The following is a 22,632-nucleotide window of genomic DNA, read 5'->3' as shown; positions in this document are numbered from 1 at the left end:
AAGGGTCAGCTCACTGGAGCTTGCCGGCTTCCTTGTAGAACTTCTCGGCGCCCGGGTGGAACGGGATGCCCGCGCCCTGCGTCGCGCTGTCGAGCGTGATCGCCTTGCCCTTGGCATGGCCCGCGGCGAACAGCTTCTGCGTGGTGTCGTTGTAGAGCGCCTTGACGATGCCGTAGATCAGCTCGTCGGGCTGGTCGGCGCTGGTCACGAGCTGCGCCCCGACGGAGATCGTCGAGACATCGCCCTCCTGCCCGGTGTAGGTGCCGGCGGGAACCGTGTCGGTGGCAAAGAAGGTGTAGGTATCGCGCAGCTTGTCGACCTCGGCGCCCGAGATCGGCACGAGGACCACATCCTGCTGGCTGGCCAGCTCGGCGATGGCGCCGGCCGGGAAGCCGCCGACGAAGAAGAAGGCGTCCATGGCGTTGTCGCGCATGCGGTCGGCGGCCTGGTCGGGCTTGAGGTATTCGGGGGTGATGTCGCTCTCGCTCATGCCGAAGGCCTCGAGGATGATGCGCGCATCGACCAGCGTGCCCGAGCCCGGCTCGTCGAGCGAGACGCGCTTGCCCTTGAGATCGGCGACCGAGGCGATGCCGGCGTCCTTGCGGGCGACGAGGTGGATGCTCTCGGGATAGAGGTTGGCGATCAGCCGCAGCTTGTCGACCGCGGGCTGGCCTTCCCAGAGGCCGGTGCCCGACTGCGCCCAGAAGGCGACGTCGGACTGGCTGAAGCCCGCTTCCATCGCGCCGCCGTTGATGGCGTTGACGTTGCCGACCGAGCCGTTCGAGGCGACGGCGGTGGCCACGAGCCCGGGCACGCCGCAGGAGCCGCCTTCCTCGCAGGCGCGCGAGCCCGGCGGGTTGGAGATGGCGTTGGCGATCAGCCCGCCGATCGGATAGTAGGTGCCCGCCGTGCCGCCGGTGCCGATGCGGAAGAACTGCATGTCCTGCGCGACAGAGGCCTGGGCACACAGGCCGACGGCCAGCGCCGCCCCCATGAGGCTCTTGACGGATATCATTTTCATTTCTGTCTCCCGAGTTGGATGCATTCCGGCCCGCAACGGCCCGCCCCACTGTTACGAAACCCCCCGCCGCTGGTCCATTCTCAAATGAACAATTTCTGGGCGGGGGAGCGGTTTGGATTGTTAGTGAACAGTAGAGGCGAGAGCGGGACTGCTTTCGTTCGATACATGATAAGGGCCTGAGCGTTATCGGGTGCGATGGCGGGAAGCGTTCTGAACGTCACAAATCTTTCGGTCGTAGTGTCAGGCCGTGCCAGGGCCCAATTAGCTTGTAGTATCCCTGCTCTATCCTGACACACTGGGCGAAGCCCACACGGTCGGAACGAAAGCTCTTGCAGCGCGACCTGTTTGCGGAGGGGGCTGACAGCGTGGCCCTTCACGGCTTGCGCACCCCGAGGAGACGCCCTGTTGGATCAGGTCCACAACAAGGGGCTTGCAAGCTTTGACTCAACACCTACTCCTGACGCACAAGGCATCCGGGATACTGAGCTGGGGGCAAGATGCAAGCAATACGACCCGGCGAACGGACGTCTGCGCTCGATGCGGCCGACAGACCTGACCGCGCGTCATGGGCCTATCCGCTGGTGGCGTTTCTGGTGGCGGTCGCCTGCACCGTCTTGCCGATCCTGATGCCACAGCATCTGCCGCTCATCGACCTGCCGAACCACCTCGCGCGCCATGTTATCGCCGCGGATCCGGACGGGCCGCTCTCCTTCTACTACCGCGCCACCACCGCGCTGGTCCCGAATGCCTCGGTCGATCTGCTCTGGCAGTTGCTAGGCCACTCCGGCGAGGCCGCACGATTTTCGCAGATCCTCCTCGCGTTTCAGGCTGCCGCAATGATCGGGACCACGCTGCTTCTAGGCCGTGTGGTGCAGGGGCGCTGGAGCATCTGGCCTGCGGCGGCGGGGTTTGCAGTGTTCAACGCCTCCTTCTTCTGGGGTTTCGAGAACTACGTCCTGGCCATGCCCTTTGCGGTCGCCGGGCTGGCGCTCTACCTCGGGACCGAGCGGTGGCCCGTGCTCTGGCGCTGCGCGGTGCTGGTTCCCGTCGCGGCCGCGCTTTATCTGATGCATTTCTTCGCCTTCACCGCGCTGGCCGTCGCCGCCTTCGGACGCGAGGTGCAGAATGTGCTGTCAGCCTCAGACGCGCGCGCCCGAGCCTTTGGCCGCGCCGGTCTCCTCGCCGTCCCCTTTCTCCTGCCACTGATCTGGTTGCTGCACGCTATCATCACGGGCCCCCCTTCGGCTCTCGGCACCCGGACCGAACTCGGCCACCCCATCCGGCGCCTCGAAGCGTTGATGGCTGTCGTCCAGGGGTGGGGTGTCCCCAATGATCTCGCTTTGAGGCTGAGCGGGTTCCTCGTGATCGTCTTTCTTTTCGGCTGCTTCCTGACGCTGGCGCGCCGCACGGGGCCGCGCCTGACTCTGGCTCCGGCGATGCGCGGGCCGGTCATCGCACTGGCGGTGGCGACGCTTCTTGCCCCGACCTGGCTGAGCGGGGTGGCGCTGGTCCATATCCGTCTGGCGCCACTTCTGGTGGCAGCGCTTCTGGCCGGCACCGCCTGGCAGGGCCTGAGCCGCGGCGGCGCCATACGGCTTTGCCTGATCGCGGCCTGCCTGCTGGCCCTGCGCGGTGCGGCCTTCGAGCGGTTCGCCCGGGATTACAGTGGCGAGGTTGCCCAGCTGTCGACCCTCCTGACGCAGCTTCCGCGCGGCAGTCGGCTGTTGCCGGTTCGCCGAGAAGGCGAAGAGCAGGATCGGAGATTGTGGCATGTGGAGGCCCATGCCGTCATGCAGCGCGATGCCTTCGTGCCGACGCTGTTTCAAGGCACCCATTCCTTCGAGGTGAAACGCCCTTGGCTCGCGTCAAGCGAGCCTTCCGGCTTTGCAGTGGACGAGCGCCGGCTGCTGCTTGACCGTCCGGACCTGCGCAACGGGTTCTTCCGCTACCTCGAGGATTGGCCCGCAAAGTTCACCCATGTCCTGTTGCTCGACGAGGCACCGCAGCATCTGGACAGACTCGGAAATCTCGATCCGCTCGCGCGCGAGGGCCGCTTCACCCTTTACCGCATAGACAGCGCGGCGGAGTGCTCCAACTGCCCATAGCGGCGGGGTTTTCGAGCCATGCCGCAGTCTTTCCTTAAAGTTGCCACGTCAGTCCTGCCCACTCAGGCAAAGATAGGTCCGAGGGAGGCGTGGTTGTGAACAAATTGGCGAGTATCGTCCGTATCGAAGACGGCAGGCCGGTGAACAGGCCTCGCCTCGTCAGCCTCGTCGTTCCGGTCTATAATGAGCAGGACTGCATCGCGGCCTTCCTCGAGCGGGTCGATCTGGCCCTCGGCGCCATCAGCCCCAACATCGGCTTCGAAATCCTGTTCGTCGATGACGGCAGCCGTGATGCGACGCGGCGCGTCATCGAGCAGGCCGCGGCAGCCCGGCACGACATCGCGCTGGTCAGCCTCTCGCGCAATTTCGGCAAGGAGGCGGCCCTGCTTGCCGGGCTGCGGCACGCCCGGGGTGACGCCGTTATCCCGCTTGACGTCGATCTGCAGGACCCTCCCGAGGTGATCCCCCGGATGATCGCCTGCTGGATGGCGGGCGCGCGCGTGGTCAATGCGCGCCGCGCGGCGCGGCACGCGGACAGCTGGATGAAACGCACCAGCGCCACCGCCTTTTACCGCGTCTTCAACATGATGGCGGAGTATCCGATCCCGCGCGGGGTAGGCGACTTCCGCCTGCTCGATCGCGAAGTGGTGGAAACCGTCTGCCAGCTTGGCGAGCGCTCGCGATTCAACAAGGCGCTCTTCAGCTGGGTGGGCTTCGAGACGGAGGAAATCAGCTACGACCGTCCGGCGCGCGAGGCCGGAGAAAGCCGCTGGTCCTACTGGAAGCTGCTCAAGCTGGCACTCGACGGCATCTTCGCCTCCTCCACCGCGCCCCTGCGGATATGGACATGGGTCGGGCTGCTGATGGCGGTGCTCTCGCTCGCCTATTCGGCCTATATCTTCGCCCGGACCTCGCTCTTCGGCGTCGATCTTCCCGGCTATGCCTCGACCGTGATCCTAATCCTGACCTTTGGTGGACTGAACATGTTCGCGCTCGGAATCATCGGCGAGTATATCGGCCGCATCTATACCGAGGTGCGCCAGCGGCCCCACTATGTAGTAAGATCCCACCGCCCCGCAGGGCCTCTCTGATGGATCGCGCCGTCTACGACCGGATGTCGGACCTCGAGATGCAGCATTGGTGGTTTGTCGGACGCCGCGACATCCTCGCTTCTCTTGTCAGCCGCCTCCTGCCCGCCGGACAGGCTGCGCGCATCCTTGAAGCCGGCTGCGGCAGCGGTGGAAATCTGGGAATGCTAAGCCGGTTCGGACAGGTTGATGCCTTCGAGTATGACGATGACGCGCGTAGGGCAGCCTCCAGTCGATCCGGGCTGATTGTCCATCCCGGCTCCTTGCCCGGAGAAGTTCCTCTGGAGGGCCATCTTTATGATCTTATTGCTCTGTTCGACGTGCTGGAACATGTCGAAGCGGATGTCGCCTCTCTCGCAGCGCTGTCCCGGCGCCTCGCTCCCGGCGGGCGCATCCTCGTTACGGTCCCGGCGTTTCCGCTTCTGTGGTCACGGCATGACGAAACCCACCATCACTTCCGCCGTTACACGCGCGCCTCTCTGGGGTCCGCGGCGCAAGCGGCGGGTTTGCGGGTGTGCTACGCAAGCTATTTCAACTTCTTCCTCTTTCCCCTAGCCCTTGCGCTGCGGGGTCTCAAGATGCTGACAGGTAGTGCCGCACCCGATGACACGTTGCCTTCGCACACCATGAATGCAGCTCTCAAGCGCATCTTTCGGACAGAGCGGCATCTTCTGGGTCGGATCCGACTTCCGATCGGACTCTCGCTTGCCGCTGTGCTCGAGCGGACTTGATCCAGACATGGCGCGCATCCTCCGCTTCGCCGTCGTAGGCGGGTCCGCCACCTTTGCACATGTCGGTATCGCGCTGATTTTTCGCAGCACACTACAGTTGTCCGACCTTTTGGCCAATCTCGCGGGGTTTTGCGCGGCGTTGGCCATCTCTTATGTCGGCCACGCCCGCTTCACCTTCGGCGTCGACATGCGGGCCGCACAGGTCCCGCACTTTGTGGCGGCGGCTCTGATTGGGCTGGTGACGAGCAGCGGCGTGGTCTGGCTGGTGGACATAGGCCTTGGCTGGGGCTTTCCTGTCGCCATGGCGCTGGTTGCGGTGACGGTGCCCGTCGTATCTTATCTGCTCTTGCGCTTCTGGGTCTTCGATGGGCGCCGGGGGGCAGACTGGAGCGGCCTTCTGCTCTCTGCCGGGCTGTCGGCCATCTTCCTAGCTGCAAGCTGGGGCCGGATGATCAATCACGACACGGCCTGGTATCTGATCGCCACCCGCGAGTGGCTCTCAGGGGCCACGCTCTACCGCGACATCATCGAGGTCAATCCACCGCTAAATTTCTACTTCACCCTCCCGGTGATCGGGCTGGCGGATGCGACCGGGCTGAGCGACACCAATGCGCAATATGTCGTTCTGGCGCTGAGCCTGTTCGTCAGTGTGAGCTGGTGCGGCACCCTGCTGCTGCGGCTCGGGTTGTCTGCGCTGCGCCGCCTTGTGCTGCTGGCTGGTCTGATGGCCGCTCTCGTGCTGCCCGCCCTCAACAATCTGGCGCAGCGCGAACATATCCTTGTCATCCTGTTGATGCCTTGGCTTCTGGGGCGGCTCGTGCCGCAATCGCGTCAGGCCGAGCTGATGCAGGCGCTGGTCGCGGGCATGGCGATCTGCCTCAAACCCTTCTTCGTGCTGTTTCCACTGGCTGTCACCCTGCGCGAGGTCGCCACAACGCGCTCGCTCCGGCCGGTCCTGTCGATCTCCAACCTGACGATGCTGATTGTGGGCATCAGCTATGTCGGCTTCGTCACCGTGGTTCACCCCGCCTATTTTGCCGAGATCGTGCCCATGGCGCGCCTTACCTACAGTGCCTATGGCGCGGGCCTGAGCATCATTTGGGCTCAGGCGGCGCTGCCTGCTCTGTTCCTCGGTCTTGTCGCCCTGACCGTTCTGCCCCGTCGGAGCGAACCCGGTCCCGCCCTCTTCTGTATGCTGGCGCTGGCCGGGCTCGGCTGCTTCCTGTGGCAGGGCACCGGCTTTGGCTATCACCTCATCCCCTTCCTGAGTTTCATCCTAGTTGCCTGCTTCTGGGCCCTGAGCGCCAGGGGGATGCCGCTCGCTACCCGGCTGACCGTCCTGGTGCTGCTGGCCATGATCTCTATCAACAACCTGCCGCGTGGATTTTATGCCAACGGGGCTGTGACCGGCATTGTCGGCTCCGCTGCCTCCGGCGGGAAGGTTGAGCGTCTCGCGGTGCTCTCGACCTATGTCCATGCGGGACCGCCGGTTGCGATAGCCCTAGGAGCCGAATGGATCAGCCGCTTCCCCGCTGTCTGGCCCCTTCCCGGCGCCTTCGACGGTCTGGCCACGACGGACTGTTCTGCCCTGCCGGACCTCTGCAGCCGCCTCCACACCATTGCCGATCACACTCGCGAGGCGCTGCTCGACGACATCGCGCAGGCCAGGCCCGATCTCCTGGTGATCGACCGGCGGCCCGGGTATTTCCGCAGCCCGGATTTCTCATGGTATCGTTACATGGGGGGCGATCCGCGCTGGCAGCAGATTCTATCTCGCTATCTCCCCGCCGGAGAAGCCGGGCGCTTCGAACTCTGGCGTCGGCAGCGTGAACCAATCACCCGCTGAAGCCGCCGCCGCGCAGGCCGCTTCGCACACGATGCATCATCCGCGATAAGCGCTACTTATCGGACCTGATAGAGGCCGAGCGAAGCAGCTCCAGTGGTGCTCATAATGGAATTAACACGCACATTATACACGCATACCTATGTTTAAGCCTATTGATCTGAAGAACTAACCAGCCGCTGCACGGTGCGGCTGCTCACCAGCGACCCGTGTTGCGATGCCAGGCGATCATGTAAGCGTTCTTTGTCTCCCACCTTCCGCGCGACATTCTGATCGGTTCACTTGGACTGTGATGATTGTTGGGACGGAGTTTCTCCATGGAGCCTGCATTAAAGCTTCTCCCGGGTGGCGGCCGCGGCCGTCGGAACCGGAAGTGGCCGAATGAGGAGAAGGCGCGGATTGTAGCGGAGACGCTGACGCCGGGCGTGTGGGTGAACGCGGTTGCGCGGCAGCACGGTGTGCCTGCGAACCATATCTCCTCTTGCGGACACTGGCGCGCAAAGGGCGGCTGGTGCTGCCGGCGCCGGAGGATCCGATGGAGTTTGCGGCGCTGTTGCTCGGCCCCACTGAGGATGCGGCGCGCGCCGATGTTGGTGGCCTGGCCCGACCGGAGATCGTCACAGGCGCGTTGGTGATCCGTCTGGAAGCCGGGGCCTCGGCGGAGCGGATCGCGTCGGTCTTGCGCGCCTTTGGGGGCAAGCGGGTGATCTTCCCTCTAACCGAGTTCGGAACATGGTGGCGACGAAACCTGTCGACTTCCGCGAGGGTGATGAGCTCGCCCTGAACGACTCCCATACCATTGGTTTTCCTGCACCAGCAGCCGAAGGGCAGCGGCAAGATCTACGCCCTGCACGAACCCGAGGTCGACTGCATCTCGAAAGGCGAGGCCCGGGTGCGTTATGAATTTGGCTGAGGCGACAGCCCGCTAAAACCGGGGCTATCACACATGGACGGTGCCCCTCAGCCGGAGAGGCAGCGGACTTCGCGGGCAACGGCCTGCAGCTTCTGGAATGCATCAAAGCGGGAACTGTGCAGGCTGCGGGTGGTGGGGTCTGGCTCGGCTGTCTCCTCGGCGCAAGACATAGACGACATGGCGGCAGCTAGATCCGTGCAGTCCCCTACTGCCACGGCTGCCGTCATCGCGGCTCCAAGCAGAACTGGCTCGTGCGTGACGCAAACTCCGACGGGTTTGTCGGCCGCATCGGCCAGCAGTTTTCGCACCAGTCTGCTGCGCCCCGCTCCGCCGCTAATCACGACCGTCTTCAGGTCCGCCCCCCCTACTGCCAGCGCATCGATGATCTGCCGCAGCCCATAGCCAATGGCGCAGAGACCCGCTAAGTATAATCTGATGAGACTGGCCTCGTCTTCCTCAAGACCCAGCCCGGCGATGACGGCTCTCGACTCAGGATCGGCGAAGGGCGCACGATTGCCGAGGAACTCTGGGACTACATGCAGGGTCTTCAGCAGTGCCGAAAGAGGCTGATCCGCCAGCGCCGCCTCCGCCCGGCCGTTTAGCCAGGCAGTCAGGGTGAGACCTTCGGCCTTGGCCGCAGCGCCCGCCTGGCCAGCGCGGGGGTGCAGCTGCACAAGGTGATCGATGGCCGCCCCTGCCGCCGATTGACCGCCTTCGTTCAACCAGAACTCCGGTGCCAAGGCGGAAAAATAGGGCCCCCAGACCCCGGGGACAAAGCTCGGCTCGGTGGTGATGTTCAGCGTGCAGGCAGAGGTTCCGAACACGTAGGACAGACGCTGGGTAAGGTCTCCCTGCAGCCCCTCAGCACCCAAGGTGCCCAGGGCCCCGGCATGGGCATCAATGAGCCCCATTGCGACCGTGGCGCCGGGCGGAAGTCCCAAATCGGCCGCCGCTGCCCGCTGCAAGCCGCCGGGAATGACCGTGCCGGGCGGGCGGACCGTCGTTCCGATCCGGGAAAAGCCCTGATCCGCGAGATCTCCTAGGCCCACGGTTCGGAAATAGGAGGCATCCCAGCCCCTCCCATGCGCCAGATAGGTCCATTTGCAGCTTACCGTGCAGGTGGATCGCCAGAGACTGCCGGTTGCCTTCCAGGTAAGGAAATCGGTCAGGTCGAAGAAATGTCCTGCGGCGTGATAGGTTTCGGGCAAGACCTCCTTCAGCCACAGGATCTTGGGCGTCTCCATCTCCGGGGAGATGCGGCCGCCGACATAGTCAAGCACCGGGTGTGCTGTGGCGTTGATGCGCTCCGCTTGCGGCGTCGCGCGGTGGTCCATCCAGACGATGACATTGCGCACATGCACGCCCTCGGCGTTGACCGCAAGCGGCGCGCCCTCGGCGTCGATCAGAACCAGGGAGCAGGTCGCGTCGAAGCCAATCCCGCGCACGTCTTCCGCGGCGATCCCCGACTCGGCCACGGCTTTGCGAACGGACCTGCAGACCGCGGCCCAGATGTCATCGCTGGATTGCTCGACATGATGCGGCGCGGGGCGCCAAGTCTGCAGCGGATGGCTGGCTACAGCAACAAGTTGCCCGCGGCGGTCGAAGATGCCGGCACGCGCGCTGCCGGTGCCGACATCAACGCCCACGTAATAGCTCATGGCCATGTCCGGCACCTCACAGATCCAGATTTCGGGGAAGGATCACCAGATCCCGGATCGTCACGCCCGGATCGCGGCTCAGCATGAACATGACCGCTTCCGCCACCTCCACCGGCTGCATCAGGCTGCCGCTTGCCAGCGCCTCGTCGAGCTTCGCCTTCGGCCAGTCGTCGATCAGCGGCGTGACCACTGGGCCCGGCAGCACCGCCCCCACCCGCAGCCCCTGCGCCATCACCTGTCGGCGCAGGGTGTGGACGAAGGCCTGCACCGCAAATTTCGACGCCGTATAGATGGGCTCCCAAGTTACCGGCACCACGCCCGCCACCGACGAGGTCACGAGAATGTCGCCTCTGCCCCGGTCGATCATATGGCCGAGCACCGCATGAACCGATCGGAAGGCCGCGTTGATGTTCAGGTTCAGCACCCGGTCCCAGACATCCGGATCGCCCTCCGCAACCGCACCGCCGACATAGGCGCCGGCATTAGCGTGAAAGATGTCAAGCCCATCGCTCAGTTCGAGGATCGCAGGCAGCATTCCGCGCAGGCTTTCGGCATCCAGCAGATCCACCACCAGCGGGATCGCTCCGGGCCCGATCCCGCTGACGACGCGGTCAAGCGCCGCGGCATCGCGGTCCACGAGAAATGTAGTCACGCCTGCCGCCACTAGGTGGCGGGCGCATTCAAGGCCAATCCCCGAGGCCGCCCCCGTGATGGCGGCCGTCTTTCCGTTCAGATTCTGTGCCATATCAGTCCTCGGGCCTCAATGTGGGGTGGGGGGCGCGCTTGAAGGATCGGCAGGCGGGAAAAGCCTTGCTTCTGCCGGAGCGAAGAAAAAATCCATCCTTTGGTCCAGTTCCAACTCCAGATCGCCCGGCACGACGGCCAGTAGGCTCTGTCCGCTCTCGATCCGCAGGTTAACAACCGTCTCGGTCCCCATCCGCTCCAGCAGCACGACCTGCCCTTTCAAAGGGCTGCAGCCCTCGGCCCGGCCGGGGCGCAGTGCCTGCGGCCGGATGCCGAGAAGCGCGGGGCCCGGATGTGCGTCCGGGCCCGCGCCGACGACGAGAGGTCCGACGCCGGATCCAGAAACCATGGCCGTTCCACGCTCCACCCGATCAACGGTGACAGGCAGGAAGTTCATGCGGGGGCTGCCGATGAACCCCGCGACGAAGGCGTTGCAGGGGTTTCGGTATAGATCGATCGGACGACCGACCTGCTGGACGACACCGCCGTTCAGCACCACGATCCTGTCAGCCAGCGTCATCGCCTCGACTTGGTCATGCGTGACGTAGATCATCGTGGCCCCGAGATCGCGGTGAAGCTTGGAGATCTCCATCCGCATGTCCATGCGCAACGATGCGTCGAGGTTCGACAGCGGTTCGTCAAACAGGAAGACCGATGGATCGCGCACGATGGCCCGCCCGATGGCGACCCGCTGGCGCTGACCACCCGAGAGATGACTGGGCTTCCGATCCAGCAAATGAGTGATCTGCAGGACTTCCGCCGCGCGAGCCACGCGCGATGCTGCCTCGGCCTTCGGCGTCTTTCGCAAAGACAGCCCGAAGCCCATATTTTCCCCCACGGTCAGATGCGGGTAAAGTGCATAGGACTGGAAGACCATCGCGATGCCCCGGTCGCGGGGCGAGATGTCATTGGCGCGCTGGCCACCGATCTCCAGCGTGCCGTCGGAAATTTCTTCCAGCCCCGCGATCATCCGCAGCAAAGTTGACTTGCCGCAGCCGGACGGCCCGACGAAGACGATGAACTCGCCGTGGCGGATCTCCAGATCGACGCCCTTGATGACGGGATGGCCGCCGTAATCCTTCTTTACACCAGAAAGCCGCAGATCGGCCATTATGTCCTCCGTTTGCTGGCAGATGAGGGGGCTCCCGAACCAGGAACCCCCGTGGGTCATGCGGAGATCGCGACTGGCTCGGTCTCAGGAGTTAGCTTCTCGCCCATCATGCCGCGCAAATACGCGCCTTTCAGCAGAAGCTCCCGGCGCAGGGCGTGGATATCCACTTCGTGGGGCTTGATGTCCTGCTTCACCGCGAGCGCCGCAGCGCGCCCGGCGGCCTCGCCCATCGCCATGCAAGTCGCCATGACGCGGATTGCCCCCATCGCCTCATGCGTGGCGGAGATGGCCCGACCGGCGACGATCAGGTTCTCGACCACCTTTGGCAGTAGCGACCGATAGGGGATGTCGTAACAATCGCCGCACCAGATCAGCGTGCAGCCTTCGTCTCCCGGACGGTGGATGTCGATCGGATAGGAGGCCACGGCGATGGAATCCTCGAAATGACGGCAACCGAGCACATCCTGTTCGTTCATCATGTAGCGACCGACGATACGCCGGGTCTCGCGGATGCCGAGGAAGGGCGCCGTTTTGGAAAAATGGGCATTCTCGAAACCCGGAACGTAGTTCACCAGGTATTCCACAATGTCGTCGATCTGCCCGCGGGCCACGATCTCGCCGGTCGAGAGCGAGCGGGCGTCCGTTCCATCCGTGCCGGTGACGCGGGTCATGTTGATCCAGGCCTCACCTTTCTTCAGGCCGGTGATGATGATCGTGCGCTGGTTCGGAATGTCCAGATCACGCTCTTCCCGCGCCTTGGCCATCAATTCGCGCAGGCCGACCACGATGAACTGCTGGTTCTGGCCGAAATACTCTGCCGGGATGAAATCGGTCAGGTAGGTGCGCGCCTCCTTGGGCGAATTGGCGATTGCCATGCGCAGCTTGTCGGTGTCGACGTCCGACAGGCAGAACATCAATGTCGGAGGCTGCATCCCGCCATGCGCGTCGCCCTTCTCGGTCTCGACACCAGCCCGGTGCGCGACATCGGCGTCGCCGGTGCAGTCGATCACCACCTTGGCCAGCACGGCGCTGCGGCCGCTCTTGCTCTCGGTGACGACGCCGCGAATGGCAGTGCCATCATCGTTCATCACCGCGCCAGCGACGAAGGTATAGAACACGACGTCGACCCCGGCCTCGGTCAGCATCTCGAGACCGACTGTCTTCACCGCCTCGGGTTCGACCAGCGTGATCCCCATATGGAGCGGGCAGGCCCGGTGTTCCGAGGCGGCGTTGCGGGCCTTGAGCCGATCGATGAACTTCTGCGGCAGACCTTCAATGATCTGGTTGCCCTTCTGGCCGAGGAAGCCGAGCACGGGCAGACCGATGGTCATGTTGCCGCCGACAAAGCTGCGGCTCTCCAGAACGCCGACGCGAAGGCCGCCTTCGGCAGCAGCGAGGGCCGAAATCAATCCGGCGGGTCCGCCGCCGACAACGAGCACGTCATACTCCGCACTGACAGGGATGTCGCGGGCGGGTTCGTAGATGGTGGCGATCTGTGCCATAGTTATGCAGGTCCTGAAAGAAGATGGAAGAGAAGGGAGCGGGGGCTGCGACGCCCCCGCCGAATGGTCAGGGCAGGAGCGGTGTCACGCGTTCAGTGATGGCGGCAACGGCCTCGGCGGGGGTCTTGCGGCCCATGACGGCAAGCTGCACCTCTTCGAGGAACAGGGCCTGGGCGCGGGCCGCCTCTGGGAAGGGCGGGAAGGCACCGCGGGCGTTGGCGAGCGCTTCGGCCTCCACGGCGGCGAAGGGGTTCTTCTCGATCAGGCTGGGGTCCGAGAAGGTCGAGACCCGCGCGGGTCCATTACCGTTCAGCGCCATGCCCAGCGTCGTCTCCGGCGAAGAGACCTGCTTGATGTAGCTCCAGGCAAGATCCTTGTCCTTGGCGTTGGCCGGGATCACCAGCGCCCAAGCCTCGACCACGGCGGCCATCGGAGTCTTGCCCTGCAGCGCCTGAGCGACGGGGAAACCGACAGCCTTGATCTTGCCGGAGAATTTCGACTGCTCGGGATTGTTCAATTGAGCAGCGCGGGCAAAGGGCAGGACGGTGAAGGCCGCCCGCCCCTGCTGCATCCAGGTGACCTGATCGTCGTTTTTCGTCGTGGCGTAGCTGCGCGGCAGCGCACCGTCGGCGAACATCCCCGCCAGAACCGTCAGCGCCTGTTCCATTGCCGCGGGATCGGGCAGCAAAGCGAAATCCCCGGTTAGGAAATCGCCGCCATAGGCGCGGGCAAACATCACCGGGAAGACCGCCAGATCAGACGCGAGGATCATGCCGGTCGCGATCTTGTCGTCGGACACCTTCTGTGCCTGCGCGACCAGTTCCTCCAGCGTGGCGGGCGGAGCGCTGAAACCGGCCTGTTGCAGCAGGTCCTCGTTGTAGAACAGCGCCTGGGTTGCCGTGCGGACCGGAATGCCGATCAGCTTGCCATCGACGCTCATGCCCTTTACCAGCCCAGGCGCGATATCGGAGAAGTCCGCAATCGCATCCTTTTCCAGCCAGGCGTCGAGTGGTTCGAACAGCTGGGCGATCTCCGACGTCGGCCGGTTGTCAACCAAGTAGCCGACGCTGAACTCAGTCTCCGGCAGGCTCGCCTCGCGGAACAGCCGGTCCATCAGCGGGTTCGAGTCGAAGGTAGTGAAGGCCAGTTCAGCGTCATTGGCCGTCTTCCACGGAGCCATCAGATCACCCTCGGTCTCGCCAAGGACCGTCTGGTGCACGCGATGGCTGAGGATATTCAGCGTCTTGCTGGCGGCGAAGGCGGCTGGCGCGCGCATCAGCGCCAGCGTGCCAGCGGTGCTGGCCAGGAAGCCGCGGCGGGTGGGTTTCGTCAGGTCTGTCATGGTTTCTCCTCCCAAAAAACAGGTGTGTCATCCCTTCGTCGCGCCGGCTGTCAGGCCTGCGACAAGGTAGCGGTTCATGAGGATCACGAAGGCCAGGACTGGAGCCAGCTGGACTGTCGAGGCGGCGAACAGCACGCCCCAGTCCACTCCGTCGATCGAGCCTATCATTTCCGAGATGACCAGCGGCGCGGTCTTGGCATTGGTGCCGGTGAAGATGAAAGCGAATAGGAACTCGTTCCAGGCGAAAACGATCACGAAGACCGCAACAGCGAGGATGCCCGGCGCCGCCAGTGGGACGATCACGCGCCACAGGATCGTCAGCCGACCTGCCCCATCTATTGCCGCGGCCTCGTCCAAATCGCGGGGGATCTGGTCGATAAAGGTGCGCATCAGCACCGTGCCGAGCGAGACGAAGAAAGTCGCGTAAAGCACAATGAGCACCAGATGCGTGTCTGCCAAACTGAGGCGGTTCACGATGGGGAACAGTGGCAGCGTCACTACTATCGGCGGAATCAGCCGCACCGCGATCAGGCCGACCACTGAAAGATCCAGCCAGCGGGCAGTGTGACGCGAGAAAGCATAGCCTGCGCAGGTTGAGGATGCGACCGCTAGCGTGGTGGCGCCAATCGTGACGATGGTCGAGTTCCACAGCCCGCGGAAGAACACGCGCCACTCGGACCAAAGGGTCGCGTAATGCTGCAGGGTCGGCTCGAACAGCCATTGCGGCGGCACCGCAAAGATGTCCTGCCCCGGTTTCACCGAGGAGAGGACAATGAAGACGATCGGGAACAGCGACCAGAACAGGATTGCGACCACCGCGAGCGTCTTGCCGGCGTTGACGAGGAGTTTTTCAGCGCGCATTTTTCACCTGCCGACGCAGTAACAAGATGTAACCGGAAGCCAAGACCAGGGAGGCGAACACCATGAGCAGCGCCGTGGCGGAGGCGGGACCGAAGGCGTTGTAGCTGAAGGCTTCCTGATAGAGATAAACGGCCACCACCTCGGTGGTGCGGGCCGGCCCGCCGCCGGTTAGAAGCCAGACCTCCGAGAACATCCGGAAGGCGAAGATGTAACGAAACAGCAGCGCCACGACGAGGGCCGGCCCGATGAGCGGTAGCGTCACCCGCCAGAAGCACTGCATCTTCGTGGCGCCGTCGATGCGGGCCGCCTCGTAGAGATCCTGCGGTAGGGCTAGTCGGGCAGCATAGAGGATCACGAAGCTGAACGGCAGATGCATCCAGATTGTCAGTAGAATTATCATGACGGTCGCGTGGGCGGGCTCATATGACCATTCGAGGATCGGCAGATGCAGCGCTTGGAACAGTTGAGTAAGGGGTCCAACATCGAGGTCGAACAGGAAGCGCCACATGGCGACGGCGACAACCTCCGACACCGCATAGGGCGCCAGCACCGCCACCAGCAAGAACCGCCGGAATCTCAGGCCGCTGTTGAAGAGCAGCGCCATCCCCAGCGCGACGAGCATCTCCAGATGCACCGCAATCACGACAATGAGCACCGTGTTCCACATCGCACTGCGAAAGGCCGGGTCAGACAGGACTTGCATGTAGTTCGACCAACCGGTGAACTCCGGGGCCTGACCGAAGCTGGACGTGTGGAAACTCAGCCAGACGACATAGATCGACGGCAGAATTACGACGCAAAGCAGCAGAAGCTGCACCGGCGCCAACAGGGGCACGACCCCCAGAAACGTGGTCTTCCTCACGATCTCTCTCCCCGAACCGGCGACGCCGGCCTCCACTCTTCTTCGCCCGCAATAGAGCGGGCCTCTAAGGCGCGGACGCGCCCGGTGCCGGTGCGCCTACTGAGTCCCTGCGCTGCAACGGCGCCTCCAGCACGATTCGCGACGGTTCCTCCCTCGACCCGCCGATCCGCTTCTCGAGGCAGTTCCAGGCGGCTTGGGCGATGCCGGGGATCGGCTGGCGCACCGCCGAAAGCGGTGTGCGGCGTGCGGTCATCCAACTATAATCGTCAAACCCCACCAGCGAGACGGCGCCCGGCACATCGACCTTGGCCTGAGCGAAGGCCGTCAAAGTGGCGAGCGTGGTGACGTTAGTCATGGCGATCACCGCCGTGGGCGACGGATGACCTGCAAGCCAATGCTCCAGCCTTGCGGCCCCCGCCTCGATATCGGTCCCGAGATCGACGACGCGGGGTGCGCGTCCCGTACGGGCCATGCAGGCATCCGTAATGCCGCGGATCCGGTCGGCAATCGGGCGCAAGGCCGCGACCGAGGACGCGATCAGCACATCAGTATGGCCGAGATCGAGCACATGCTCCGCGGCATCCCGACCGGCAGCGTAATTATCCACGACTACCATATCCACCGGAAGGTCGTCCTCGCCGATCCGGTCGATGAGGACCATCGGCAGGGTGGCGATCTCGCGTCGCAAGCCCTCGGGAATTATGTTGGTGCAGGGCACCGCGATCAGCCCTGACGGCTTCCACCCAAGAAGCGCGTCGAGCTGAGCCTTTTCGTGATGTGGGTCGTCGCGTGAGGTGGCGACAAGCACCTGATAGCCGCTGGCCTCGGCCAGTTCTTCGAGGTGGGACACCAAGGAGGCGAAGAACGTGTCCGCCAGACTAGGAATCAGGACCCCAACAACCTTGACGCGCCCCGACCGCAACTGCGATGCAGCGACGTTCTTCTGATATCCGAGGGCTCGGCCCGCTTCCTCAACCCGCAGGATTATCTCCGGGCTGACTAGCTTTCTCCCGCTGAACGCATTTGACACGGTGGCGATAGAAACCCCCGCACGTGCAGCAACATCTTTGATCGTAGCTCCTGCCACAGCCAATCCGCCTAGATAAACGTTTAACCACTGCGAAAAACGTTTATCTCAATGCGCGATGCTCTGTCAAGCCAGTATCGCTGATTGTGCATTGGTTAGGCGATGATGATGGAGTGGGTAGCCCCTCCTGACGGCGCGGGTAACTCCGGCATCAGCGGCACTGGAAACTTTCAGTCAAACATGCTGAGCAACGTCCTCAACGGCGGTGCCGCGGCAGACACGATGGAAGGCGATGCGGGTAACGACACCTACGTGATCGATTCTGTCTCCGACCGCATCATTGAGGCCGCGGGTGCTGGAGCCGATACGGTTGAGACCTCTCTCTCATATTCCTTGGGAGCGGAACTTGAAAATCTGGTTCTGACGGGCAGTTCGACGATCAACGCCACGGGTAATGAGCTTGCAAATGCCCTGACCGGTAATGCAGGGAATAACCTTCTCGATGGGCGCGCCGGTGCTGACCGCATGACGGGCGGCAGCGGAAACGTCACCTACCTCGTTGACGACACTGGCGACAAGGTGATCGAGGCGCGAATGGCGGCATCGACACCGTGAAGTCCTCCGTTTCCTTCAAGATCTCCGCCGAGGTCGGAAAGCTCGTGCTGACCGGCTCTTCCGGCATCAACGGCACTGGCAACAACTCGAGCAATCAGCTGACGGGCAACTCGGGCAGCAACCGGCTGGATGGCGGCAAGAGCAATGACACCATCGCGGGCGGCAACGGAAACGACAGTCTGTTCGGCCGGGCGGGCAACGACCGGCTGTCGGGAGTCAATGGCAAGGATCTGTTCGAAGGCGGACAAGGCAAGGACTGGCTCTCGGGTGGCGGCGGAGCCGACACCTTCGTCTTCACGAGCAAGAAGGACATGGGGAACACTGCAAGCACCCGCGACGTCATCTCCGACTTCAAGCGCGGCCAGGGCGATCATATCGACCTGAAGGCGATAGATGCCAATGTGAAGGCCGGCGGCAATCAGAAGTTCACTTTCATCGGAGCCGATGATTTCTCGGGGAAGGCCGGCGAGATTCACTTCGATCAGATGAAGAAGTTCACTATCGTGTCCGGTGACCTGAATGGCGACAGGATGGCCGACTTCACCATCGAAGTGGCAGGGCAGATCAACTTCACGCCGCAGGACTTCTTCCTCTGACCGGGTAAGAGCGCGTGGGCGGCGGCCCAACCCGGGTCGCCCGCAGTCTGGGTGTTCAGCCCGGCATCTGATGGATCGGGTCAAGGATGAATCGATGAGGCTCTGAGGTCCAGATCTTTCAGATGAGCTGCTGCCGGTTTCGTGGACAGCGGGTTAAGCTAGCATAGCGCGGGGAGAGATCCAGGAGATCATCCTCCCCGCGCTCGCCGCCTGTCCGGCGGCATACTCAATCTATCAGTCCGTCTTTTCTAAGCCGTCTACCCGGCGGCGAACGCACCTAGCATCCACGGTTGCCGTGTCTGCATCCTCTTTCGTGTTCGTCGAGGATGAGATGACATTACAGCGCCTTTCACCGTCAGTCAAGATGAATCTGAGACATGTCTTGAGTGAGGCAAGTCAAAGGTGTTCTCGAGCGATCTATGTCCCGTTCTTCGGCAGCTCCTCAGGAGAGACAGACAGGGCAATGGGCAGCCCCCGGCGTTCAACGATTTCGCGCACTGCTTCCTGCCCGATATGATCGCTCCGAAACCGGATGATGGTGTCAACTTCGTCCAGCGTCAGCCCATCGGGCATGGACTGCAACAGCCCGATCGCAAGCGCCCGGTCGAAAGATGTGGCACCGATCAGGATCGAAAGCAGCCGCGCGCGATCAGTGTATGGCTGGAGAAGGGCCAGGACCTTCTCTTTCGAATCCTTGGGGATGGACACCGAAATCTGGATGACCTCGACGGACTGTAGTGCCTCACGCCGCTCTCGCGAGTATTGCTTCCATACTTCCTTCTGCCGCTGCGGTTCTTGAGGCATGTCATCTCCTTGATGGTGGTGCGCCTATCCTACCTCGCTTAGCCGAGCGATGCACATGTTGCTGATGGTCCTATGCGTTGAAGCATAGCGCAGATCCTCCTCGCCGCAGAAGAGATGCGGCACGCTGGAGATATTGGCCATCAGCCCGTCCGCGCCGTCGCTGGCCACCATCGACGCATAGCGCCGGCCCAGCGGCGCAGCCCGGCCAGCGCCGCCGCCTCGTGCGCCAGATCGGCAGGGCGGGTGCTGCCCTCCGCGCCAAAGCAGATGTTGATCTGGAAAACCCTTCCAGCCATGCTGCGCCGAATGACGGCTTTAGACCCTTCGCGTGGTGCTGCCACGTCTCATCGAGATCACCTGCTTTCGGGTACGACGTTTTCGTCGCGCAGCAAATTCCGGCCCAAAGCCGCCGGTCGGCCTCCGTCAGCCGCGGCATTGCAGCTTCCCCATTCTGCACGTTGCCGCTCGGTGCAGCGAGACCAATTCTACAGCGTTTTTTCTGCGAGCTTTCCGGACCTTACCTATCGTTGGTAGGAACAATCAGAGGCTATTACCCAGCGATTGCGAGACCGTTAGGTAGTAGTTCCGAGCCGTCGCGTTGATCTGGCGTTCCGCGAGGCTGCGCAGAGCTCCAATCTTGATCTGAATGGCTTCGACCTCGTGTTCATGCGCAGTGATCAGATGGTCCGCAAGCTCCATTGCCCATTGGACGTCACCGGTCTCAAGCGCCGCACGGGACTTCTTCAGAACGGCTTCGGCTCCACCGCTCAGCGTGATCATGCGCTCTGCCCGGTCTCCGGGCGAGAGCGGGAACATGTTGGTCGGGTTCCCGTCAAACCAGCCGACATAGTCGGCGTAGATCCCGCGCACCACCCATGCGACACTGCCGTAGTATTCCTGAAGATAGGGGTTAGCAGCCAGATCCTCCGGTAGCTTCACCTCCTGCACCAGCTCATCCGGCGTCCTGCCCGCCTTGATGCCTGACACCGTCGCATCGGTCACGTAACGGATCGCATCGCGGTAGGCAGTCAGGGCCGCCCGCACATGCTCGAGACCGTTGATCGGCTGCATGTGACCGGGGATCAGGTGATCGGGACGCAGTGCGATCATCGTCTCGAGACTGGAAATCCATGCCTCGGGAGAGCGTAGGCGAACGCCGCGAATGGGGGACAGGTTAGGAAAGGACTTCAGGAAATCGTCCCCCGCCAGTAGCACCTTCTTCTCCGGCAGCCAGACGGCGGTATTCTCCTCGGACTCGCCGGGGGTATGCAGCAGGTGCAGCGTCACGCCCTCGACGGTCAGCTCTTGCTCTGCGCCTTCAAAGGTCCGGGTCGGCGGCAGGAAGCCTTCGCGCGTGTGGGGCGTCTCGCGCCCGTATTGCAACTGAATGCCTGCGTTGATGAAGTCCTCGTCCGGAAGCGCCGTGCCGAAGGCATCTCCCCCGTCTCTCATCCCCCGCCCAAGTTCCGGCTTCGCCGTAACCATCCGTATGTTGCTCCAGATTGCAGGATTGTCCTCACCCGCGAAGACCGTCGCCCCACCCGAATGATCTGGATGGTTGTGGGTGTAGACGATGGCACAGACGGGGCGCACGAACCGGTCCGCAAACGCCTCAATGATCGCTTCAGCATCGGTGGGGTTCGCGGAAGTGTCCACGATGATCGAGCCGGTCTCAGCCCGGATCAGGGTGACGTTGCTGGCCGAATAGCCGACCGCGACGTAGACGCCCTCGGCCACCTTGAACACGGTCTTCTCGAAATCGGCAGAATGCGCCCGAAGCGCGTCGCGCCCTGAAAAGCCATGGGCAAGAACCGGCGAGGTAAGGGCAGTGGCCATGAAGAGTGCTCCCGTCGTGAGAGAGGTTCGAATGAAATGCTGTCGGGCCCGGATAAGCTCGGTGAGGCATATCGAGTGTAGGCGCTGCGGAAAGCTATCACCATTAGATAGCTCACCCCGTATCTGGCTGTCGGCCTTCCGGATATGATAGGCTGAGACATGGACCTCAACGCTCTCCAGATGTTCGTTCTCACCGTCCAGAGCGGAAGCCTGTCGGCGGCGGCGGCCCGCCTCGGCGTGCCGCTCCCCACGCTCAGCCGCCGGATACGAGACTTGGAAAGGGTGCTGAATGTGCAGCTGCTCGAAAGGACAACGCGCGGGTCTAAGCTCACGGAAGCCGGCACCCGTCTTTACGAACATGCGGTGCGCGGTGTCGAGGCACTGATGGAGGCCGAACAGGCGCTCAAGGAGGATCAGGCCAAGTTGCGCGGCAAGCTGCGCCTCTCGCTACCGCAGACGTTCGAGCCGTGGTGGCGCATCCTGCGGGCCTTCCAGCAAGCCTATCCAAATGTGACGGTTCATATCCATTCGACAGAACGCCGCCTCGATCTGATCGAGGACGGGATCGACGTGGCGTTGAGGGTGGGACCGGTCGTGCATGAGGGGATGGTGGCCCGTCGTCTTCTTACATGGCGGCATGTGCTCGTTGCCGCGCCTGGGTTGCTGAAACGGTATCCCGCGCCCCAGATGCCGCAGGACGTGCGCGATCTGCCTTGCGCCATCTGGGGGGCGAACCCGGCCGCTCCGGCGCGCTGGACACTGGGCGGCGCTCCGGTCGATCTGGCCCCTATACTTGCCACGAACGATTACGAACATTTGTGCCGGAGGGCAGTCGAGGGCGATGTGATCACGGAACTGCCGCCCTTCATCGCGGCCGATCACATCCGCACGGGACGCCTGACGATCCTGCTGCCCGATCATCCCATGCCGGACGAAGACAATCATCTGGTTTATCCGCGTCATCGGCATCCGTCGACGATCATGCGGACCTATCTGGACTTCTGTCTGGCGCGGGTGTCGGAGCTGGAATCCGCGGCCTCCCTTATTCCCTATGCCTCAGCGCGTCCGTCAGGACCTTGAACACCGGCATGCTCTGACGTCGGCTCGGATAATAGAGGTAATAGCCTTCAAAGAAGGGCGCCCATTCGTCCAGCGCCAGCACAAGGGTTCCAGCCTCCAGCTGTGTCCGCACGATGTTATCGGGCATATAAGCGATCCCCAAGCCAGCCACGGCGGCGTCAATCATCGCGTAGGAGTTGTTGAAGGTCAGCTGGCCCTCCACCCTCACCCGCAGGGGCTGGCCGTCCTTCTCAAACTCCCACGCATAGAGCCCTCCGGAGGTGATGTGGCGCATGTTGATGCAGTTGTGGCTCAGAAGCTCCTGTGGATGGTTCGGCAGGCCACGCCGGACGAAGTAGTCCGGTGAGGCAACAGCGACCAGCCGCCAGTCAGGACCGATCCGCACGGCGATCATATCCTTCTCGAGGCTCTCGCCCAGCCGGACGCCGGCATCGAAGCCGTCCTCGACGATGTTGCGGAAGCTGCTGTCGAGGCTGAATTCGACACTAATCTCAGGATAGGCGGCGAGGGCTGGCTTCAGCTTCGGCCAGACGACGCTTTCGAATGCATGGTCCGACAGCGTGAGGCGGATCGATCCGGAGGGCGTCTCGCGCAGGGCCGTCACCTCGGCGATCTCGTCCTCGATCTCGGCAAGTCGCGGCGCGATCGTGTTCAGCAGCCGCTCTCCCGCTGTGGTCAGGGCCACATTGCGCGTGTTGCGCGTCAGGAGGGGGAAGCCCATGCGCGCCTCCAGCTGCCGGATCGTGTGACTAAGCGTGGATTGCGCCACGCCGATCTTTGCGGCGGCCTTGGTGAAGCTCCGGAGCTCGGCCACGGCCTGGAACCAGACCAGATCGTTGAAGTCAGGTTTACGCATCGCGTCCTCTCAGGGCAGTCCGCACGCAGACTATTCG

At 63.3% G+C, this 22,632-nt stretch carries 21 protein-coding genes; 9 read left to right on the top strand and 12 right to left on the bottom strand.

What is annotated here, in order from left to right; genetic code table 11:
- Positions 1 to 10 precede the first annotated feature (10 nt).
- Entirely contained in the window at positions 11 to 1,021 is a 1,011-nt protein-coding gene (locus AC3A5Z_RS20950) for a TAXI family TRAP transporter solute-binding subunit (RefSeq protein WP_487521216.1), read from the bottom strand.
- Positions 1,022 to 1,602: 581 nt separating this feature from the next.
- On the opposite strand from AC3A5Z_RS20950, the gene AC3A5Z_RS20945 reads away from it, so the two are divergent.
- The 6 genes from AC3A5Z_RS20945 (at position 1,603) to AC3A5Z_RS20920 (ending at position 7,572) form a co-directional block, all read left to right on the top strand.
- The gene (locus AC3A5Z_RS20945) at positions 1,603 to 3,126 is read left to right on the top strand and encodes a hypothetical protein (protein ID WP_487521215.1); all 1,524 of its coding nucleotides are present in this window, start codon (positions 1,603 to 1,605) and stop codon (positions 3,124 to 3,126) included.
- Between the two features lie 140 nt (positions 3,127 to 3,266).
- A complete protein-coding gene (locus tag AC3A5Z_RS20940) occupies positions 3,267 to 4,217 on the top strand; it encodes a glycosyltransferase family 2 protein (RefSeq protein ID WP_487521214.1) in 951 nt (316 codons plus the stop codon).
- Positions 4,217 to 4,945 carry a class I SAM-dependent methyltransferase gene (locus AC3A5Z_RS20935; RefSeq protein ID WP_487521213.1) on the top strand — a complete coding sequence of 243 codons (729 nt, stop codon included), beginning with the start codon at positions 4,217 to 4,219 and terminating at the stop codon, positions 4,943 to 4,945. The genes AC3A5Z_RS20940 and AC3A5Z_RS20935 overlap by 1 nt, the downstream gene beginning before the upstream one ends.
- Positions 4,946 to 4,952: 7 nt before the next feature.
- Positions 4,953 to 6,791, top strand: a complete 1,839-nt coding sequence (locus AC3A5Z_RS20930) for a GtrA family protein (protein WP_487521212.1) — start codon at positions 4,953 to 4,955, stop codon at positions 6,789 to 6,791.
- A gap of 314 nt (positions 6,792 to 7,105) precedes the next feature.
- Positions 7,106 to 7,423: a transposase gene (locus AC3A5Z_RS20925; protein ID WP_487521211.1), complete on the top strand. Its 318-nt coding sequence runs from the start codon at positions 7,106 to 7,108 to the stop codon at positions 7,421 to 7,423.
- Positions 7,324 to 7,572, top strand: a complete 249-nt coding sequence (locus tag AC3A5Z_RS20920; RefSeq protein ID WP_487521308.1) for a hypothetical protein — start codon at positions 7,324 to 7,326, stop codon at positions 7,570 to 7,572. Before AC3A5Z_RS20925 ends, AC3A5Z_RS20920 begins: the two co-directional genes overlap by 100 nt.
- A 176-nt stretch (positions 7,573 to 7,748) precedes the next feature.
- Here the strand turns inward: AC3A5Z_RS20920 and AC3A5Z_RS20915 are convergent, their stop codons facing one another.
- The 8 genes from AC3A5Z_RS20915 to AC3A5Z_RS20880 form a co-directional block, all read right to left on the bottom strand.
- Positions 7,749 to 9,359 (bottom strand): FGGY-family carbohydrate kinase, encoded by a 1,611-nt coding sequence (locus tag AC3A5Z_RS20915; protein ID WP_487521210.1) that lies wholly within the window; start codon positions 9,357 to 9,359, stop codon positions 7,749 to 7,751.
- A 16-nt stretch (positions 9,360 to 9,375) separates the two neighbouring features.
- The gene (locus tag AC3A5Z_RS20910; protein ID WP_487521209.1) at positions 9,376 to 10,104 is read right to left on the bottom strand and encodes an SDR family oxidoreductase; all 729 of its coding nucleotides are present in this window, start codon (positions 10,102 to 10,104) and stop codon (positions 9,376 to 9,378) included.
- A gap of 15 nt (positions 10,105 to 10,119) precedes the next feature.
- Entirely contained in the window at positions 10,120 to 11,214 is a 1,095-nt protein-coding gene (locus AC3A5Z_RS20905; protein ID WP_487521208.1) for an ABC transporter ATP-binding protein, read from the bottom strand.
- 56 nt (positions 11,215 to 11,270) lie between these two features.
- Entirely contained in the window at positions 11,271 to 12,716 is a 1,446-nt protein-coding gene (locus AC3A5Z_RS20900; RefSeq protein ID WP_487521207.1) for an FAD-dependent oxidoreductase, read from the bottom strand.
- Between the two features lie 67 nt (positions 12,717 to 12,783).
- Positions 12,784 to 14,058, bottom strand: a complete 1,275-nt coding sequence (locus AC3A5Z_RS20895) for an extracellular solute-binding protein (protein ID WP_487521206.1) — start codon at positions 14,056 to 14,058, stop codon at positions 12,784 to 12,786.
- Between the two features lie 27 nt (positions 14,059 to 14,085).
- Complete coding sequence (locus tag AC3A5Z_RS20890; RefSeq protein WP_487521205.1) at positions 14,086 to 14,919, bottom strand: carbohydrate ABC transporter permease; 834 nt, start codon at positions 14,917 to 14,919, stop codon at positions 14,086 to 14,088.
- Positions 14,909 to 15,781: a carbohydrate ABC transporter permease gene (locus tag AC3A5Z_RS20885; RefSeq protein ID WP_487521204.1), complete on the bottom strand. Its 873-nt coding sequence runs from the start codon at positions 15,779 to 15,781 to the stop codon at positions 14,909 to 14,911. Before AC3A5Z_RS20885 ends, AC3A5Z_RS20890 begins: the two co-directional genes overlap by 11 nt.
- Before the next feature lie 64 nt (positions 15,782 to 15,845).
- Positions 15,846 to 16,868, bottom strand: a complete 1,023-nt coding sequence (locus tag AC3A5Z_RS20880) for a LacI family DNA-binding transcriptional regulator (RefSeq protein ID WP_487521203.1) — start codon at positions 16,866 to 16,868, stop codon at positions 15,846 to 15,848.
- Between the two features lie 108 nt (positions 16,869 to 16,976).
- Between AC3A5Z_RS20880 and AC3A5Z_RS20875 the strand changes: the two genes are divergently transcribed.
- Both AC3A5Z_RS20875 and AC3A5Z_RS20870 read left to right on the top strand, forming a co-directional pair.
- Entirely contained in the window at positions 16,977 to 17,423 is a 447-nt protein-coding gene (locus AC3A5Z_RS20875; RefSeq protein WP_487521202.1) for a calcium-binding protein, read from the top strand.
- Positions 17,420 to 18,019, top strand: coding sequence for a M10 family metallopeptidase C-terminal domain-containing protein (locus tag AC3A5Z_RS20870; protein WP_487521201.1), 600 nt, complete (start codon positions 17,420 to 17,422; stop codon positions 18,017 to 18,019). The genes AC3A5Z_RS20875 and AC3A5Z_RS20870 overlap by 4 nt, the downstream gene beginning before the upstream one ends.
- A gap of 417 nt (positions 18,020 to 18,436) precedes the next feature.
- Here AC3A5Z_RS20870 and AC3A5Z_RS20865 read toward each other — a convergent pair whose 3' ends face one another.
- Entirely contained in the window at positions 18,437 to 18,823 is a 387-nt protein-coding gene (locus tag AC3A5Z_RS20865; protein ID WP_487521200.1) for a hypothetical protein, read from the bottom strand.
- A 540-nt stretch (positions 18,824 to 19,363) separates the two neighbouring features.
- Positions 19,364 to 20,659, bottom strand: a complete 1,296-nt coding sequence (locus tag AC3A5Z_RS20860) for an alkyl sulfatase dimerization domain-containing protein (RefSeq protein WP_487521199.1) — start codon at positions 20,657 to 20,659, stop codon at positions 19,364 to 19,366.
- A gap of 159 nt (positions 20,660 to 20,818) precedes the next feature.
- Here AC3A5Z_RS20860 and AC3A5Z_RS20855 point away from each other — a divergent pair, with 159 nt between their 5' ends.
- Positions 20,819 to 21,739, top strand: coding sequence for a LysR family transcriptional regulator (locus AC3A5Z_RS20855; RefSeq protein WP_487521198.1), 921 nt, complete (start codon positions 20,819 to 20,821; stop codon positions 21,737 to 21,739).
- Here AC3A5Z_RS20855 and AC3A5Z_RS20850 read toward each other — a convergent pair.
- Positions 21,702 to 22,595 (bottom strand): LysR family transcriptional regulator, encoded by an 894-nt coding sequence (locus AC3A5Z_RS20850; protein WP_487521197.1) that lies wholly within the window; start codon positions 22,593 to 22,595, stop codon positions 21,702 to 21,704. The two genes, AC3A5Z_RS20855 and AC3A5Z_RS20850, sit on opposite strands and share 38 nt — an antisense overlap.
- Between the last annotated feature and the right edge of the window lie 37 nt (positions 22,596 to 22,632).

The sequence above is a fragment of the Cereibacter sp. Soil_C_27 genome, from assembly GCF_057657095.1.
This window is presented reverse-complemented; position numbering and strand designations above follow the sequence as displayed.